General features: G+C 44.2%; 10 protein-coding genes. 1 reads left to right on the forward strand and 9 read right to left on the reverse strand.

Going from position 1 to position 17,375, the window contains the following annotated elements; all coding sequences use genetic code 11:
• Positions 1 to 37 precede the first annotated feature (37 nt).
• Positions 38 to 2,683, reverse strand: coding sequence for an alpha-mannosidase (locus TZ91_RS09365; RefSeq protein ID WP_033687554.1), 2,646 nt, complete (start codon positions 2,681 to 2,683; stop codon positions 38 to 40).
• Positions 2,684 to 2,781: 98 nt separating this feature from the next.
• Positions 2,782 to 4,062 carry a glycoside hydrolase family 125 protein gene (locus TZ91_RS09370; protein WP_033687556.1) on the reverse strand — a complete coding sequence of 427 codons (1,281 nt, stop codon included), beginning with the start codon at positions 4,060 to 4,062 and terminating at the stop codon, positions 2,782 to 2,784.
• A gap of 170 nt (positions 4,063 to 4,232) precedes the next feature.
• On the opposite strand from TZ91_RS09370, the gene TZ91_RS09375 reads away from it, so the two are divergent.
• Positions 4,233 to 6,317, forward strand: coding sequence for a GH92 family glycosyl hydrolase (locus TZ91_RS09375; RefSeq protein WP_033687558.1), 2,085 nt, complete (start codon positions 4,233 to 4,235; stop codon positions 6,315 to 6,317).
• A gap of 45 nt (positions 6,318 to 6,362) precedes the next feature.
• Here the strand turns inward: TZ91_RS09375 and TZ91_RS09380 are convergent, their stop codons facing one another.
• The 7 genes from TZ91_RS09380 to adcR all read right to left on the reverse strand — a co-directional run bounded on the left by TZ91_RS09380 (position 6,363) and on the right by adcR (position 17,138).
• A complete protein-coding gene (locus TZ91_RS09380) occupies positions 6,363 to 8,045 on the reverse strand; it encodes an alpha-L-fucosidase (protein ID WP_033687559.1) in 1,683 nt (560 codons plus the stop codon).
• Between the two features lies 1 nt (position 8,046).
• Positions 8,047 to 11,835, reverse strand: coding sequence for a glycoside hydrolase family 2 TIM barrel-domain containing protein (locus tag TZ91_RS09385; protein ID WP_050492418.1), 3,789 nt, complete (start codon positions 11,833 to 11,835; stop codon positions 8,047 to 8,049).
• Positions 11,836 to 12,019: 184 nt separating this feature from the next.
• Positions 12,020 to 12,904: an SPFH domain-containing protein gene (locus tag TZ91_RS09390; RefSeq protein WP_004235732.1), complete on the reverse strand. Its 885-nt coding sequence runs from the start codon at positions 12,902 to 12,904 to the stop codon at positions 12,020 to 12,022.
• Between the two features lie 775 nt (positions 12,905 to 13,679).
• Positions 13,680 to 15,185 (reverse strand): zinc ABC transporter substrate-binding lipoprotein AdcA, encoded by a 1,506-nt coding sequence (gene adcA, locus TZ91_RS09395; RefSeq protein ID WP_033687561.1) that lies wholly within the window; start codon positions 15,183 to 15,185, stop codon positions 13,680 to 13,682.
• Between the two features lie 9 nt (positions 15,186 to 15,194).
• Complete coding sequence (locus TZ91_RS09400; RefSeq protein ID WP_000950030.1) at positions 15,195 to 16,001, reverse strand: metal ABC transporter permease; 807 nt, start codon at positions 15,999 to 16,001, stop codon at positions 15,195 to 15,197.
• Positions 15,994 to 16,698, reverse strand: coding sequence for a metal ABC transporter ATP-binding protein (locus TZ91_RS09405; protein ID WP_033687563.1), 705 nt, complete (start codon positions 16,696 to 16,698; stop codon positions 15,994 to 15,996). The genes TZ91_RS09400 and TZ91_RS09405 overlap by 8 nt, the downstream gene beginning before the upstream one ends.
• The gene (adcR, locus tag TZ91_RS09410) at positions 16,698 to 17,138 is read right to left on the reverse strand and encodes a zinc-dependent transcriptional regulator AdcR (RefSeq protein WP_001249308.1); all 441 of its coding nucleotides are present in this window, start codon (positions 17,136 to 17,138) and stop codon (positions 16,698 to 16,700) included. The genes TZ91_RS09405 and adcR overlap by 1 nt, the downstream gene beginning before the upstream one ends.
• Positions 17,139 to 17,375: the final 237 nt, after the last annotated feature.

The following is a 17,375-nucleotide window of genomic DNA, read 5'->3' on the forward strand; positions in this document are numbered from 1 at the left end:
TTCGCCCCTCCTTTCTTTTTATGTTTACTTTTTGAAATTAAATTTCTTCTTTTTTGATGAATTCTGTACGAATCTCTTGTGGTGAAATGAGGCCTCTATGAACTGGGTATGGTCGTTCAAGTAGGTCAAGGAAGAGATGTTGACTTTCCGGTACACGTACATTTTCACTACACATATTGTAGTAACGAAGAACATAGCCTTCTTCATTTTCAGCTACCTTAAAGGCTGTTGGACAGATTTGCGGTATGCTGAGAACGGAATGGCTCAAGAGGCTACCAGTCGCAGCCACGCTTCCTTCTTGTTTAGCAAGCTGAAGGCTGGTAAATGGTGTCTGCAAGGCTTTAGCACGACGATAGGCTGAGAAGCGTTCTTGAGCTTGGTGGCATTCAAGCGCAAACTCGACTTCAAATTCACGCAAGCATTGTGCTTCTGGTGTTGGGAAGTAGCCCCAGTCACCTAGCTCACCTGATGCACGCAAAATAGTCACTGCAATGGTGTCGTCTCCAAGGATTTCGTATTCATTCAATCCCTTGTTGGATACAGTCACACCTTTTTCATCGTCATACAGACTAACAAAGGCTTGTTGGTGTTGAGGATTTTCAGGATTTTCCCATGAAGCAGCTGGTTTGTTTGGTCGTGTCACCACTTCATAGATGCTTTCAGAATCATTGTTTGGACGCGTGTTATGTGTCTTGACCAAGAGACGGATACGGTGGTCTTTGGCAGTGTTAGTAAAGCGAGTCTTGCAACGGATTTGTGGATTATCAACGAAGACAGTCAACTCAGTTTCCAGAGGAATGCTTGTCAATTCTTCTGAACGTCCAGCCTCACGCTTCATAAACTCGATGATACCTTTTTGCTCTTCTTCTAGCTTTTCATCGGCACTGACAGGCACTGTCAATTCATGTTTGAGCAAAATCTTAGCGTAGCGAGCTGTGTTTTCCAAGACCTCATATCCCTTAAGCTCTGCATAGATTGGCTCTGTTCCTTTTGGTTGGAAATAGATATACTCGTTTCCGATGTCACCACGGTCTTCGAAGCGGATAAAGTCTTCGTAGGCTTCGTGAGTTGTCTTGTCATAGACTGTGATGTTGTCATCCACACTCACCGTTACAAATGGCGTATCAATCACTCCGTTTTGGTAAATACCGTCGCGGTGTTCTTGTTCTCCTTCCAGCAATTGGAAAGTTGTCCAAGAAAGTGGCGCTAGGTGAACTGGAATGGTCACGCGCACTTGTCGAGCGATACGAGCTTGGCGGAACTTGTCTTTTGGTAAATCATACTCAAAATTAGCTCCGAGATCTTCGATTTTAGCCTCTACAGGACGACCATCCAAGTCCTCCACACAGTAACTTGGCAAGGTAAGAGCAGCCATCTTCTTGTAGCCTTCTGTTGGGTGCAATTCCTTGAAATCACAAGTCGCCACATCAATCACTGTGCTGACAGTATCGACCTTATCATGCAAGCCTGTGTTAATAACAGTAAAGAGATAATCGCTTTGAGCCTTAGACGTAGCTATTTTACCCTTCCACTCATTAAGAAGATTGCTCTTAACAAAGGTTCCTACTTGGTTGACCTTGGCAAAACGAGTTTCCATCTCGCGGTGAACTTCGTCCACGCTACAGCCACAGATGCTATCATGCGGCGCATTTTGCAAAAGAGTTTTCCAAGCATAGGTCAACTGATCCTTGTGGTTATGACCCCCAGTGATAATAGTCAAGGGTTCTACAACTTGCTCTAGGAGGTTGCTATTTTCTTGGAAGGATTGTTTGAGATAAATACGAGATGAAGAAGTGTTGGCAAGTGTGTACCAGCCGTCTGTTTCCTGACTGGTCAACTCACCTGTAACTGTTGATAATTGCTCTGGTAGGGCACTTTCCACGGCTTGGACATACTCATCAAAAGAACTATGAACAAAGGTTACATCTGGGAAGAGTTCATTTGCCACACGAATGGCTTCACTCAAATTTTTCTGGACAGGCTGATGGTCACAGCCGTTCATCATCAACCACTGATTGGTCGAAGCATAGTCACGTACGTCTGCCAGTTTTTGTTTCCAGAAGGTCAAGGCCTCGTCTTTATCAACTGGAATTTCATTCCCATTACTGTACCAGTTGGCAAAGAGGATACCGAGGACACGGCTACCATCCGCACCCTGCCAGTACATTTCTGAAAACTGGGAAGTAAACTGCTCATCTTCGAGAACTTGGTTATCAAATCCAATCGGCTTCACACCACGACCAAAAGCGGCCACATGAATGCCTGATTTTTGAAGGATTTGAGGCGCTTGCCCCATATTTCCAAAGGTATCTGGGAAGTAACCAATCTGGGTTGATTTACCCCATTTTGCAGCCTCCTGCTGACCGATAAGAGTATTACGGACATTGGCTTCACTTGAAATCAAGTAGTCATCTTGCAAGATGTAAAAAGGACCAATTTTAAGTTTGCCTTCGTCAATATATCGTTGGACTTTGTCGCGATTCTCAGGGCGAATCTCCAAGTAGTCATCAAGGACAATGGTTTGACCATCCAAGTGAAAGCTCTTGAACTCAGGGTCATTTTCAAAGAGATCGAAGAGATTGTCAAATAATTCCACCAACTGCATACGGTGGCTTTCAAAAGGCAAGTACCACTCACGATCCCAGTGACTATGTGAGATAATATGTACGACAACATTTTCCATGAAGTAAAACCTCATTCTAAATTTAAATTTTTATTGTTAACGTTTTAAATGTAAATTTGTGATTCTTTCCAAGAATCAGTTGCGCTAAAGCGTGTTCCTTAGCGGATATCCAAGTAATCCAAGACCAATTCACAGAACATCATGTTGGCCCAAGAGAACCATTCACGAGAATAAAGAGTTGGGTCATCTACGTGGAAGCTTTCGTGCATAACACCTGTACCACCATCGCAAGCAACCAGCTGATCCAGCAAGAATTTTTTCTCTGCCTTATCTCTTGTTGTCAAACCTTGGATAGAAAGGGCGATTGGCCAGATATAGCGATAGAAGGTATGAGAACTTCCGAGACCGCTAGCGTATTCTCCTTGGTAGAAGTATGGATTTTCAGGGCTCAGAATGGTACGACGAGTTGCTTGATAGACTTCGTCGTCAATATCGCAGTAGCCCAGATAAGGTGCAGCCAACAAACTTGGTACGTTTGGATCATCCATGATGCTGGCATTTCCTAGACCATCCACTTCAAAGGCATAAATCTTTTCGCCCTTGCTGTTGCTTGTGTAGGCGTAGTTTTCAATTCCTTCTTGGATTTCAGACTGGAGGCGCTTGGCGTCTGTAGTAACACTCTGGCTATCAGCTAGGTCCAGTTCTGCAAAGATTTCTTGCACATAACCCAAGACTACTACAGCAAACATATTTGACGGAATCAAGTAACTATACTGACAGCAGTCATCACTCGGACGAAAAGCTGACCAGGTCATGCCTGTCACTGCAAAATCAGGGCCAAAGCCATCATTTACCAGTGTATCTTCCTTACGGTCCGTATCTCGGACAAAACGATAAGGAGAATTGTTGTGGTCTTGTTCTACCGTCCACAGATGAAGAATTTCCTTGGTCGCTGTGACAAAAGTTTCATCAAATTGACTAGTATCGCCAGTCTCTTTCCAGAGGAGATAAGCCAACTGCAAAGGATAGCAAAGCGAGTCCACCTCATACTTGCGTTCCCAAATCCAGCCATTAAGGTCGGTATGGTCTGTCTCGTGGTGACCCTTCCAGTTTTCCTCAATGTTGAAGGAATTGGCATAAGGATCCTTGAGCACCAAGGTCATCTGACGTTTGACTAAACCTGCAATGGTCTGACGCAGGAGGGCATCTCTTTTAGCCACATGCAGGTAGGGTCTGAGTTGGGCTGTCGAATCTCGAAGCCACATAGCAGGAATATCCCCAGTCAAGACAAAGGTTGAACCATCTTCTAGGATTTCAACCGTATTGTCCAAGGTGTCTGTATAGCAACGCTCGAAAACATCCACCCACTCTGGATGGTCCTTAGCCCGCTCTGCCACTTCATCTAGCCATTCTCTGACAATTTCTTTTGAATAAATCATCGTGCAGTATCCTCTTTCAAACAAGTTTCATTTTCAGTATATAGCTTTTGAGACAGAAAATACATACACAAATGATAGTCATTTTTCTACAAAATAGTTATCTTTGAAACTCCTTTTCTAAAGGTTATCTTTTTCTGATATAATGTAGAAAAACAGCTAAAGGAAAGACTATGAAACCACTACTTGAAACCATCGATACTCGCTTTGGAACTGCTAGCAAGCATGCCTTTTCCCGGGGAAATACCCTGCCATACACAGGCGTGCCTTTTGGGATGAATTACTTTGTACCCCAGACCAGTGACCAGGAGGGCTCTTGGTTTTTCGATCCGCATCTGCCTATCTTTCAGGGGATTCGACTAACCCACCAGCCCAGCCCTTGGATTGGGGACTACTCTTGGATCCTTCTGACACCTGTCACAGGTCAACTGGGTGGAGACAGCCTCTTTCACCGCCAGTCTTCCTATGATATCGAAAAAGCCTCTTTCCAACCTCATTATCTGAAAATTTTCTCCCTGCGCTATCAGATTGAAAGCCAGCTCACACCGACTTGCTATGGTGCTTCTATTCGTTTGGAACAAAAGCAAGGCAAAGCCCTCTCTCTATATCTTCACGCAGCAGATGAACTGACCGTGGAGCAAGTAGATAAGCGAACTCTTGCCCTGCGACAAGAAGGTAAAACTGAAACCAACAAAAATCCACTGATACTGTTCACTACCCTGCAAATGAATACGGATATCCTTGCTATCAACCAAGAAGGTGGAGACTGGCGAATTGACTTAGCAGATAGTCATGCTGAAATTCAGCTAGCGACTTCTTTCATCTCGCACTCTCAGGCTCTGCTTAATCTACCTCAAGAAGATTTTGATAACTGTAAAGCAAATGCACAAGCGGACTGGGAAAATCTCCTCCATCGTTTTGATGTTATAAAGACAGGAGAGGCTGACCGAACCTTCTTTGATCACTGCCTTTACAGACTCTTCCTCTTCCCACAGACTTTTTATGAGGTTGATGAATCAGGGCAAGCCATCCATATGGATCTGGCTACTGGAACTGTCAAGCCTGGTCTCCTCTTCAGCAGCAATGGTTTCTGGGATACCTTCCGAACCACCTTCCCCCTCTTTGCCCTTATCGTACCGGAGCACTGTCACCGCTTCTTAGAAGGATTTCTCAATAGCTACCGCGATACTGGTTTCCTTCCAAAATGGCTGGCTCCAGATGAACGGGGTATGATGCCAGGTACACTTTTAGATGGTATTATCGCAGATAGCGCCTGCAAGGACATGGCCCCCGACCTAGAAGAAGAACTCCTCCAAGCCATGCTTGAAACAGCCAGCAAGGCCGACCCTCTCGGCATCAATGGTCGTCACGGACTAGCCCAATACCAAGCACTAGGCTACCTCTCTACCGACCACCACGAAAGCGTCAGCCACACCCTAGACTATGCCTATAGCGATTTTTGTATCGCTCGCTGTGCTGAAAAACTAGGGCAAATAGAGATTGCTGAGACTTATAAGACTACTTCACACAATTACCGACATCTATTTGACGCTGAGACAGGTTACATGCGAGCACGTGATAGTCAAGGCAACTTCCGTCCTGATTTCTCTCCTTATAGTTGGGGACGCGACTATGCCGAATGCTCTGCCATCCAAGCAACTTTAGGCGTCCTCCACGATATCCCAAGCTTGATCCAGCTTATGGGTGGAAAAGAAGCCTTTAGCAACTATCTTTTAAAAGCCTGTCAGGAGGCTCCCCTCTTTGAGACAACAGGCTATGGCTACGAGATTCACGAAATGAGCGAGATGGCTACTGCTCCTTTTGGACAACTCGCCATTTCCAACCAGCCAAGCTTCCACATTCCTTATCTCTTCCGTTACAGCGATTACCCTGACTACACTGCTCTTCTCATCAAGACGCTCCGTCAGAAAGCTTTTCACCCAAGTTGGGAAGCCTATCCTGGCGATGAAGACAATGGCAGTCTCTCTGCTTGGTACATCTGGTCAGCTCTCGGATTCTATCCAACCTGTCCAGGCAAGCCCAGCTATGATCTCGGAATCCCTCTCTTTGACCACCTCCGAGTCTATCTCGCTAAAGAAGATAAATGGCTAGATATTCATGCTGAGCAAAACCACAGCCATTTTAACTTTGTAAAAGAATGCCGATTGAACAAGGCACCAGTATCTAGCATTCAACACCAAGACCTCTTAAAAGCTGAGCAACTAACCTTTACACTTAGCTGGTTACCAAGTCACTAGCTAGTAGACAAAAGAACCTTTGTATCGTGCAAAGGCTCTTTTATTTTATGAAACTTGTACTTGAAGTTGATCAACCAACTGTCCATCAACAGTCAAATTGAGATAGAAATCCAAAGTCTGATCAGCAGCAAAGTGCAGGGTTGGTAGACACAAATCTTTTTTGCTTTCCCCAGCTTGGAATTGAAGGACTTGAATTTCGTCCTGATAGGCGACACCATGGACACCTGTCCCCGGCTGAATCGAAATCTTAGCCTCCAAAGGAGTATTACTTTCGCTACGTTCAATCCTAAAATGAAGAGTCTCTCCTTTTGCCACAGATAGGCTTTTTTCTGCAAATGCTAGTCCCTGAACAACTTCTTTTTGTGATAAGCTAGGAGTTTTATAGAGGGAAATCTTAGTCAATACAGGCATAGATAGTGCCTCTGTAATCATCACGCGCACCTTCTGTGCCTCTACTAGCGGACCTCGCAAGAGGCGCTTATAACCAACTGTAAAGCCTGTTCCAAATTCTTTCCAGACGCCATCCACCTCTACTTGCACATGAAAAGCAGCGATTCGTTGCCCTAGCTTCAAATCTTCTCTTAACTCAATTACATCAAAAGTTTTAGGTGACCCTAAGTCGAGTTCTAGCTGGATGGGCAAGCCCGCATCGCTTGCCCAAGAGCTGGTCTTAAGGCCATCTGTCAGATGGTGACAAGCAAAGTCTGCGGAAAGAGCAGGACCAGATACCCCAGCTCCCAGAGCCAAATCTTCTTTATAGAGCTCATTGCGATAGGCCGCAAATTCATAGAGGCGTTCAATATCCTTTGCATCAAATAGCCCAGCTTGATTCGGCGGAATATTGAGCAAGAGCGGGGTTCCTCTCCCCACTGAGTGAAAATAGAGTTCGACCAACTCCTCAAGTGACTTAGGATCCTGCTCTTCATGGTAAAACCAACCCGGTCGGATGGAAACATCTACCTCTCCGATTGAAAAAATCGTGCCCGAGGGATCTCCGTGCTGAAGATAGTCCAGCTCTGCTTCTGTCCCTAGTTTGTCAGGACTCACCTTTTGCCACAGGGGATCACCTGCATACCCTCGTTCATTGCCAATCCAGCGGATACTGGTGCCTTCTGTTGAAAAAATTAAGCAATCGCCCTGCAGGTCACGAATGGTTTCAAACCATTTTTCAAATTCATAATTGACCTTTTGAGCGCCCTCTCCTCTGGCACCATCCATCCAGACCTCAGCAAATTTCCCTTCATTTCCATAGGCAGGATTTGATAAGATTTCCTTCAGCTGAGCCAAATAATAGGCATTATAGTCCGCTTCTCGCTCCACATGATAGAGAGGACTATGGGCATCCCACGGCGATAGGTAGACCCCCATGTCCATATCAAACTCTGTGGCAGCTTGGGATACTTCAAGGAGCAAATCTCCCTCTCCATTCCTCCAAGGACTGGCCTTGACCGAATAATCTGTGTGAGCTGTCGGATAGAGGACAAAGCCATCGTGGTGCTTGACCACCAAAATCAACTTTTTGAAGCCCGTTTCCTTGAGCACGCGAACCCACTCACGCGCGTCTAACTGTGTCGGATTAAAGCGTTCAGGATCCTCCTGACCCGTCCCCCATTCCTGATCATAAAAAGTATTGGGTCCAAAATGGATAAAGGCTGCTAGTTCATCCTCTAAATAAGCTAGCTGGGCCTGACTAGGCAAGGGCCCATGCGGTTTTATTTCTCTTACCATACTATTTCCTATCTACATTTTTCTTAACTTTTTTGGCATGTACTTGCAACTCTGTTAACGCTAGAGGGCTTGTCAAGTTTTCAAATCGAAGACGAAGGGCATAAGTCTCTACCTTATCAAATTCAAAACGAAGCTCTTCATCCTTGTCGCTTGAAACTTTTCGGATAGCTGATACAGGGCGCCAATTCTCCTCTTGCTTGAGCAGGGAATCCTTATCCAAATGGTTGGGAGTTCGAGGTAAGCTAGGCTCATTCCCTACATAATAATCAATAAAAGTAGGCTCCATCGCCACGTATTCTTGATTTTCAACATAATACAAGGTCACGTTATCCACAAATCGCGGTTTTAAAATCCCTGCATCTCCAAAAAGCATGCCCACGCTGGCTTGCTCTGACTTGGTAATCCAAGTATTGGCTGTCGATTTCTTCCGAGCAATGACCTTGTCATTGAGATATGAGGCTGGGTGATTCGGCTCTGAGTGAGAAGCAAAGACCAGAGGCAGGTTAGACCCTGTCCACTGATTGGAAATAACTTCCCCATCTACACTGGCACCTGTCACATGAATGGTGACTATTGCTGGCAACTCACAGCCCGCTACCTGCCCTGTGAGAACGCATTCTCCTACCTGAGTATAGATTTGAGGATCGAGTTCATCCCAAGTCACCTTGGCCGTATCTCGTCTACCATCTGATAAGACTAGCTTGACTCGGTCTGGTAAGTGTGGGGCTTCCTTAACAAGCGTCCAAACCCTTTCAGGCTCAATAGCGCAAATCCCTTGGACACAAACCTGAGCAGAAGCCTTTAAATCCAGCCCTTCCAGCTGACCAGATACCGTAAATTTATGAAAGCTTGCCAAATCTTCTTCATGAATCTCCTCCCAAACAACCTTGACTCGTTTTGCACTACCAGACTCATAGTCCACCAAAACTGAAGATGGCAGCTGTGGATAAGTTCCCTTAGCTGTATACAAGCGAAGTGGTCGTACAGAAACTGCCTGCCCTAGTGAGGTATTTTCTGCGACCTGCAAATGAGTTTTATAGGTTTTGCCTTGATACATGGCTCGGATAGCCAAGTCGCCTGCAGACAAGCAATGAAGTACTCCCTGCTTGATAATGGCCTGGGCACTACCACTCGTCTCCCAAATCACTTCACTATTCCCCACCTTGTTCACAGGGTTATCCACAATTTGTGGATAAAGTCCAATAGCTGGGGAATCCCCTTCTTGTAATCCTAGCTGCTTGTCCACTCGAATCTCAAATAAGCGCTGATTTTTCACTGGCTGGCAATCAAAAGCCTCTCCCACTAGGAAATCAAAACTTGCTAGCTCTAGCCCTCTGGCACTGGCCTTTACTCTCACTTGACCTACCTGCTCCAAACTCTGAACTAAGAGGACACCTCTGCCATGAAAGGCTTTCCTCTTAAACCGACCATTTTTTTGAGCCTTGTAACGTTCACGACTGGCCTGCCTGCCATTATCCACACCCACAATGCGAGCAGGGCCTTCAATTTTAAAATGAAGCTGATTGGAAGCAGTCGGCACCCAATTTCCATCCTTGTCCAATACATCAAAATAAAGATAAAGGAGGTCTTGTCCATCTGGCTTAAGTTGTGTTTTTTCGGCATGAAGCCCAATCGTAACAGGCTTACCTGCAGTCACCACCCTATCTTCTGCCACAAGCTGACCTTGATGGTCATAGGCCACAGCAAGCAATTCTCCTAGTTGATAAGCCAAGCGCCATTCGAGATAGAGTTGGTCAGAACCTTGTCCCTCTTGGTATTTTCTGCCATCTGAAGTCCATTTTTCCTGAAAAGTCTTCCTACCTTGAGATTTTCCATTGAGAAATAGCTCTACAGAACGGGCATTTGAATACACCCGGACAGGGATATCCCCATACTTATCCACAACTTGTTGATAACTCTTGTGGATTTCCCAATTCCAGTGGGGCAGTATATGAACCATGGGATGCTGATCTAGGTCCAACCACTGACTTTGATAGAGATAATAGTCATTTTTAGGAATCCCTGCCGTATCCACGATCCCAAAATAGGAACTCTTTACAGGCGTGTCATTTTGATTGTGCCAAGGAGTCGGCTCACCGATATAGTCCACTCCTGTCCAGATAAACTGACCCGCATAGTCTAACCGATTTCTATCTGCTGTCCAAGAAGCCGTCGCCGTCTTCCCCCAAGGAACTCGATCATTTCCATAGTCTGACTGTTCAAAATTCCGCACGCGGCGATTATCCCCAACCCATTCCTTAGCTGGGCGAAAATAGCTATCACGCGTCCTTGTAGCCGATGAGGTTTCAGATCCGTAAAGTCGCCACTTGGGATGTCTTTTGCGAATCGCGTCAATATTATCTTCTGAGTAATTCAAGCCCACCACATCCAGCAAATCAGCAATCTTTTCATGACCTCCAGACCCATCGCCAAAGCGGAATTGATCCATTCCCATGGTCACAAAACGACTACCATCAACCTCCTTAACCCTTTCTAGCAAGCGTTTGATAGTCTTCAATGAATGAGCATCGCCATTTGCTTCGCTGACTTCATTTCCTAAGGACCACATAAAAATCGCTGGATTGTTCTTACCACGTTCAATCATAGTGCGCAAATCATAATCTGACCAGAAATCGCCTGCTTTCGCTTCTGGATGAGTCGCTTCTTCCTCAAAAAAGCGACCATAGTCATATTCTTTCTTGCCTCCATACCAGGTATCAAAGGCTTCTTCTTGGATAAGTAAGCCCATTTTGGCAGCCAGATCCAGCAAGATACTGCTAGCTGGATTATGGGTAATTCGAATCGCATTGACGCCCATTTCCTTCATCTGGCGCAATCGTCTCTCAGCAGCTGACCTGTTTTCCACAGCTCCCAGCGCTCCATAGTCATGGTGCAGACAAACCCCATGAATCTTCAACCAGCGACCATTTAGAAAGAAGCCCTTATCCGCTTGCCAATCCATATAACGGTAACCAAAAGTCTCCTCTTCTTCATCAACTAAAATGCCATTTTTGTATAGTCGAGTCTTCAATTGGTAAAGGTGAGGATGATCAATATCCCAAAGCAAAGGTTGAAAAATTGATATTGCTTGTTGGAAAGAATATTTGTCCCCAGACTCAATCACTAGAGAGTCTGTCGCCTGCCAGTCTGACAGCTGTTGGCCATCATACCAAATACTCTGTTCCAAATACACCGACACGGACTGAGGCCCATCATTTGAAACCTTACTTGTAAGCTGAGTTTCCACCCATCCATCTCTTTGTTCCTTGAGCTTGGGACTTTCTATCTTAATCCCATATAAATCCAGATGTACCGAATCTGTAATCAACAATTTTACTTCTCGGTAAATACCGCTACCCGAGTACCAACGACTGCTAGGTTGCTGATTTTCCACAAAAACCGCAAGTTGGTTGGCTGTCCCATCATTTCTTAGATAAGGCGTGATATCATAAGAAAAGGGTGTATAGCCATTGGGATAATAGCCCAGCACTTGCCCGTTGATATAGACTTGGGCATTCATGTAAACTCCATCAAACAACAAACGCACCGATACAAGACTAACATCTTCTTCCAAGTAAAACTGCGTCCGGTACCAGGCCTGACCCCCATTTAGCTGACCACCCTCATTTTGCGCTGGCGAATACTGGTCAAAATCATTGTAAATACTCCAGTCGTGTGGCACTTGAATAGCCTGCCAATTTCCCCTCTGAAAATCCGGTGCCAAGGCATCCTCTTTCCCCACCTCTTGACTAAAAAACCAGTGATTTCGTAAAACTTCTTCTCTTCTCATACAAGCATTCCTCTTTAAACAAGTCTATCAATTTGACTATATCACAAAACAAAAGCGCTTTCAACAATTCCTCCATCACTCCCTAAATACTCAGAAAAGATTCTATAATTTGTGGAGGAGGATTTTAATCCTCAAAGCTACAAGGGTAATACAAAAAGAGCCTGACTCCAGGCTCTTTAGTCTATTATTTCTTCTCAGCGCGGAGTGCTGACAAGATTTGTGTACGGATATCATCCACACCATTTGGCGTATTTGGTAAAAAGATGGTTTGATTTCCTTTAGAAGCAAAGGTATTCAAAGTATCCAAATACTGGTTAGTCAAGAGGATGGACATGATTTGTTCTTCTGTCATGCCAACATTGGCTTCCTTGAGTTCTGTGATAGACTCTGCCAATCCATCCACAATCGCCTTACGTTGTTGGGCAATCCCCACACCATGAAGGCGGTCTTTTTCTGCTTCGGCTTCAGCTGCAGTGACGATTTTAATCTTGTCGGCTTCCGCCAATTCTTGCGCTGCAACCCGCTTACGTTGCGCCGCATTGATTTCATTCATGGATTGCTTGACTTCTGCATCTGGTTCGACCTTAGTAATCAAGGTTTTCACGATAATGTAGCCGTAAGTTGTCATTTCTTCCGCTACTTGATGTTGAACTTCAAGGGCAATCTCATCTTTTTTCTCAAACAATTCATCCAAGGTTAATTTTGGAACAGAAGAGCGAAGAGCGTCTTCGATATAAGATTTAATCTGAGATTCTGGACGCATGAGTTTATAGTAGGCATCTGTCACGCTCTGTTCATTGACACGGTACTGAGTCGCTACATTCATCATAACGAACACATTGTCTTTGGTCTTAGTCTCAACCACAATATCGCTTTGCAGCAAACGCAACTGAATCCGCGCTGCAATCGAGTCAATCCCAAAAGGCAATCGAATATGAATACCGCTATTGGCAACCTTTTGGTATTTCCCAAAGCGTTCAATAATCGCCACCGACTGCTGACGAACCACATAAACTGTACTCAGTGTGACTATCACCAATAGGAGCACACAAACCACCACAAAAATCATCAAAAATGTTGCCATTATCGTGACCTCCATCATTATTTTTCCTGTATTATAGCACATTTAAAGAAGGCTGTGCAGTTTTAACTGCGATTTTTCCTGAAATGTCAATAATTAGAGGTGAATTGTCACATTGTCGTCTAATCTCTTGCTAAACCAACTGGTAAGGAATTAGGTGCACCATGCTAGTTCTCTCTAACCCCGTTGATTATCAACATACTATCTGAGCTTTTCAAGTCGTGGACAAAGAAACGAAACAAGCAATGTCTAATCCCTTTAAAAGACTCACAAAAAACATCATTGGATGTACTGACCTCCAAAATTTCAATCATTAAGCGAGGTTGATGATCTAAATTTAATGTGATATACTATTTTTGTCATCGGTTACCGATTACGTTCCTTACGGTTCGTGAGAGGAGGTGAAACTAATGAGCCTTATCATAGAGCTCGCTCTTACTATTATAGCGGACGTCATAGCAGGAATTATCTTGTATTTCGTCTGCAGATGGCTAGATAGTAAGGACTAGACCGAGTGACTAGCCTATCAACACCCGTTAAATCGCTAAGATACGTCAAAAAAGCCCTTAACTATGGCAGTAGTTAGGGGCTTTGGTGTTCTAATGAACCTTATCAATTAACTACATTCTAGCATATAACCCCCGATATTTCAAGAGTTTTATTTATTTTTTTAAAGCGCCTTAAGTATCTGAAAGGTCTATAATGCAGTTAGCTATCTAGTACCCAAAAACCGACTAGCTCCTATGAACTAGTCGGTTTCTCATCAATGCGCCAACATTTCTTGAGCGATTTCTTGGCCAGATAGGTTATCTGGGTAGTAGGTTGGCCAGTTATCCATTTCTTCAAAGAGGGCTTCTTGGCTTGTTCCTCCAAAGAAGATATGGAAATGTTCTGCCTTAACTGGAGCGATATTATGGTCACTAAACTGAACATACTTGAATTGTCCAGCATCCGCATCTGTCGCTTCAAAGAGGAAGCGCACGCCACGATTGCCTTTCTTGTAAGTCAAGATTTTCTTACCAACATACTTGTAGGTGAATTTCTTGCTTTGTCCACCTTGAACAAATTCCATAGTATTATCAGTGATATTAATCTTAGTCACATCTGTCTGATAGCCTTTTGTATAGTAGGCCTTGTACTCAGCCTGGGTCATCTTACTAGTCAACTTAGCCTTGTAGTCAAAGACTTGGTCAAACGTACCATCTTCAAGGAAAGGATAAACTGATTGCCAGTTACCTGCATAGTCACTCAAGGTGCGGTCCTTGACGTCTGCATCCTCGAAGTAACCATTTTGAACTGTCTTGGTATCCTCTGCCTTTTCAGGCTCAATTGCTGGGCCTTCTTGGTCCGTTGTTTGTTTCAGAGCCTTGAGGTTTTTCTCCATAACGGAGATGTAGTTTTCGCCAGCCTTGGTATCCTCTTCTGTCAGACTTTCTAAAGGATTAAGGACATCTGTTTTAACACCTGCTTCTTTTGAAAGTGTGTTAGCAAGGGCCTGTGAGGCATTTTCTTCAAAGTAGATATAGGCAATTTTATTTTTCTTGACATACTCTGTCAATTCTGCCAAACGAGCAGCTGATGGCTCTGCATCTGGAGAAAGTCCTGAGATTGCGACTTGTTTGAGCCCATAGTCCAAGGCAAGGTAGTTAAAGGCTGCGTGTTGGGTCACAAAGCTCTTTTGTTTGGCTTGAGACAAACCTTCTGCATAAGCCTTGTCCAAGGCTTGCAATTTTTCGATATAAGCAGCTGTATTCTTCTCAAAGGTCTCTTTTTTATCCGGATAATCTGCTGATAAGCTGTCACGGATGTGCTCTACTAGTTTAATGGCACGAACTGGTGATAACCAAACATGGGGATCGTACTCATGGTGATGGCCTTCTTCTCCATGCTCATGGTCTCCCTCTTCTTCCTCACCACCTGGCAAGAGCAACATATCGCCTGTCGCCTTGATGGTTTTGACCTTTTTCTTATCCAAGGTATCTAGTAATTTAGGAACCCATGTTTCCATGTTTTCATTTTCATAAACGAAGGTATCTGCGTCTTGGATTTTGGCAACTGCCTTGGCAGACGGTTCATATTCGTGGGGTTCTGTACCAGCACCGATTAGGAGCTTTACATTAGCAGTATCTCCTGCGACTTGCTTGGTAAATTCATAGACAGGGTAAAAGGTTGTCACAATATTTAGTTTGCCATCTGCCTGCTTTTGATTGGAACAAGCCACTAAAAACAAGGCGCATAAACTGGCGAGCAATAAGCTAATTTTTTTCACGTTAGTCTCCTATTTGATAAAACGTCTTACTAAACTGATTAGTAAAAAGACAGTTACAAAAATAATGGTAATACTTGCACTTGCAGGTGTTTCTGCATAGTAGGAAATGTAAAGTCCTGCTACCATTCCCAAAAATCCAATAGCACTGGCAAGCAGCATAACCGATTTAAAGTTTTTCCCTAGACGAAGGGCAATACTGGCTGGCAAGACCATAATGGTCGATACCAGAAGAGCTCCCGCAGCTGGAATCATAAGGGCAATGGCCACCCCCGTCACCATGTTAAAAAGAATGGACATGGTACGAACTGGCAAGCCATCCACAAAGGCCGTATCCTCATCAAAGGTCAAAATGTACATCGGACGAAGGAAGAGGAAGGTCAAAATCAAAACAACCGCCGCAATGACAAAGAGGGAAATAACCTGCTCTTCGCTGATAGTCACGATTGAACCAAAAAGATACTGGTCCAAACTCATAGAACTCGAGCTTTTACCCTTGCTCATGACAATCAGAGAAACAGCCAGACCCGTTGACATGAGGATAGCTGTCCCGATTTCCATAAAGCTCTTGTAAACCGTACGGAGATACTCCAGAAAGACCGCCGCAATCAAGACAATAGCAATAGTGGAAATAGTTGGCGAAATCCCCAGAACCAGACCAAAGGCTACACCCGAAAGCGAGACGTGGCTGAGGGTATCACTCATCAAACTCTGACGGCGCAAGATAAGGAAGGTCCCCAATACCGGCGAGAAAAGACTCATGGCAATAACGGCCAGAAAGGCACGTTGCATAAAGTCATAAGATAACAAACTAAGCATGGCCCACCTCCTGATCATTCTCATGAACATTGAAACAACGCCATGGCGAGTCTTGGTTACGGACTAGATGAATATTGCGATCCGCATAATCCTTAACTTCTTCAGGGTCATGGGTAATCATCAAAACAGCCTTGCCATGATGATGGGCGCTGTGGTGCATGAGTTCGTAAAATTCATTTTTACTTCCTGCATCCATTCCTGTTGTCGGCTCATCTAGGATAAACACATCCGGGTCAGAAGCAAACATACGCGCAATCACCGCTCGCTGCTTTTGCCCTCCAGAAAGAGACCCCAAGCGTTTGTCTCGGTGTTCCCACATGCCAACTGAATCCAGACTAGCCTTGATATGCTCCTCATCATGAGCATTCAAGCGACGGAACCAGCCTTTTCGTGGATAACGACCCGACTTGACAAATTCGTAAACCGTACTTGGAAAACCCGCATTAAAACTGGCAATCTGCTGGGGAAGATAGGCTGTTCTCAATTTTTTTCCTTGAGTATTTGTCTTTGAAATGGTCACCTTTCCAATGCGTGGTTGGAGGATACCAAGACTAGCCTTGATCAGTGTCGTCTTAGCTGCCCCATTCTCCCCCGTCAAGGTAACAAATTCCCCACTATCAACACTATAATTGATATGTTCAAGAACGGGCTCCTTATCATAATAGAAGGATAAATCCTCTACCGTAATATATCTCATTATTTGATTTCTCCTACTAAAGCAGTCAAAAACCGCTGGATCACTTTTTGTTCATTTGGAGTAAACTGAGTCGCCACTTGTTCATAGGTTAAAAGTGTATGCTCATGGTGATGATGGTGCTCCTCAGCGATTGGACGAGCCAAATCAGTCAACTGATAAAAAATCACACGCGCATCCTTAGGATCTTTAGATGTTTCCAACATCCCTTCCTTGACCAAAGACTTAATGGCCTTGGTAACTGCTGCCTGACTGACATTGAGGCGACGGGCCAATTCTGAATTTGTTAAAGATTCCTCTGACAAGAGCATGAGAATGTGCTCCTGAGTATTGGTCAGGGCCACCTCGCTAGTACAATGACCTATTAGGATTTCATGCTGATTTTCCGCCTGCAAAATCACCTCATTCAAAAAAGCATCGATATCCTTCGCTAGCTGTCTCATATTTGACTCCTTTCCTTTTAGACTTCTCTTTTTTAAGAGAAAATACTATTCTTTGAAATTATTTACTGGTTAATTATATCACAACCAAAAAAAGAGTCAAGAAAAAACGTGAAAACCAGTTTCATTCTTGAACTCTTCCATACTATTATCTATTGAAATTCCTTGACATCTCCATCATAAGTTGCCCATCATCTGAATCTATTTTAGAAGACACAACACTTTTTTATTCAAATTATA

This window comes from Streptococcus mitis (assembly GCF_000960025.1).
In the GTDB taxonomy this organism is placed as follows: Bacteria; Bacillota; Bacilli; order Lactobacillales; family Streptococcaceae; genus Streptococcus; species Streptococcus mitis_DH.

Bases quoted from the DNA above. Each gene is read 5' to 3' on its own strand.
- TZ91_RS09365 (WP_033687554.1), bottom strand. From the start codon at position 2,683: ATGGAAAATGTTGTCGTACATATTATCTCACATAGTCACTGGGATCGT.
- TZ91_RS09370 (WP_033687556.1), bottom strand. From the start codon at position 4,062: ATGATTTATTCAAAAGAAATTGTCAGAGAATGGCTAGATGAAGTGGCA.
- TZ91_RS09375 (WP_033687558.1), top strand. From the start codon at position 4,233: ATGAAACCACTACTTGAAACCATCGATACTCGCTTTGGAACTGCTAGC.
- TZ91_RS09380 (WP_033687559.1), bottom strand. From the start codon at position 8,045: ATGGTAAGAGAAATAAAACCGCATGGGCCCTTGCCTAGTCAGGCCCAG.
- TZ91_RS09385 (WP_050492418.1), bottom strand. From the start codon at position 11,835: ATGAGAAGAGAAGAAGTTTTACGAAATCACTGGTTTTTTAGTCAAGAG.
- TZ91_RS09390 (WP_004235732.1), bottom strand. From the start codon at position 12,904: ATGATTTTTGTGGTGGTTTGTGTGCTCCTATTGGTGATAGTCACACTG.
- TZ91_RS09400 (WP_000950030.1), bottom strand. From the start codon at position 16,001: ATGCTTAGTTTGTTATCTTATGACTTTATGCAACGTGCCTTTCTGGCC.
- TZ91_RS09405 (WP_033687563.1), bottom strand. From the start codon at position 16,698: ATGAGATATATTACGGTAGAGGATTTATCCTTCTATTATGATAAGGAG.
- adcR (WP_001249308.1), bottom strand. From the start codon at position 17,138: ATGAGACAGCTAGCGAAGGATATCGATGCTTTTTTGAATGAGGTGATT.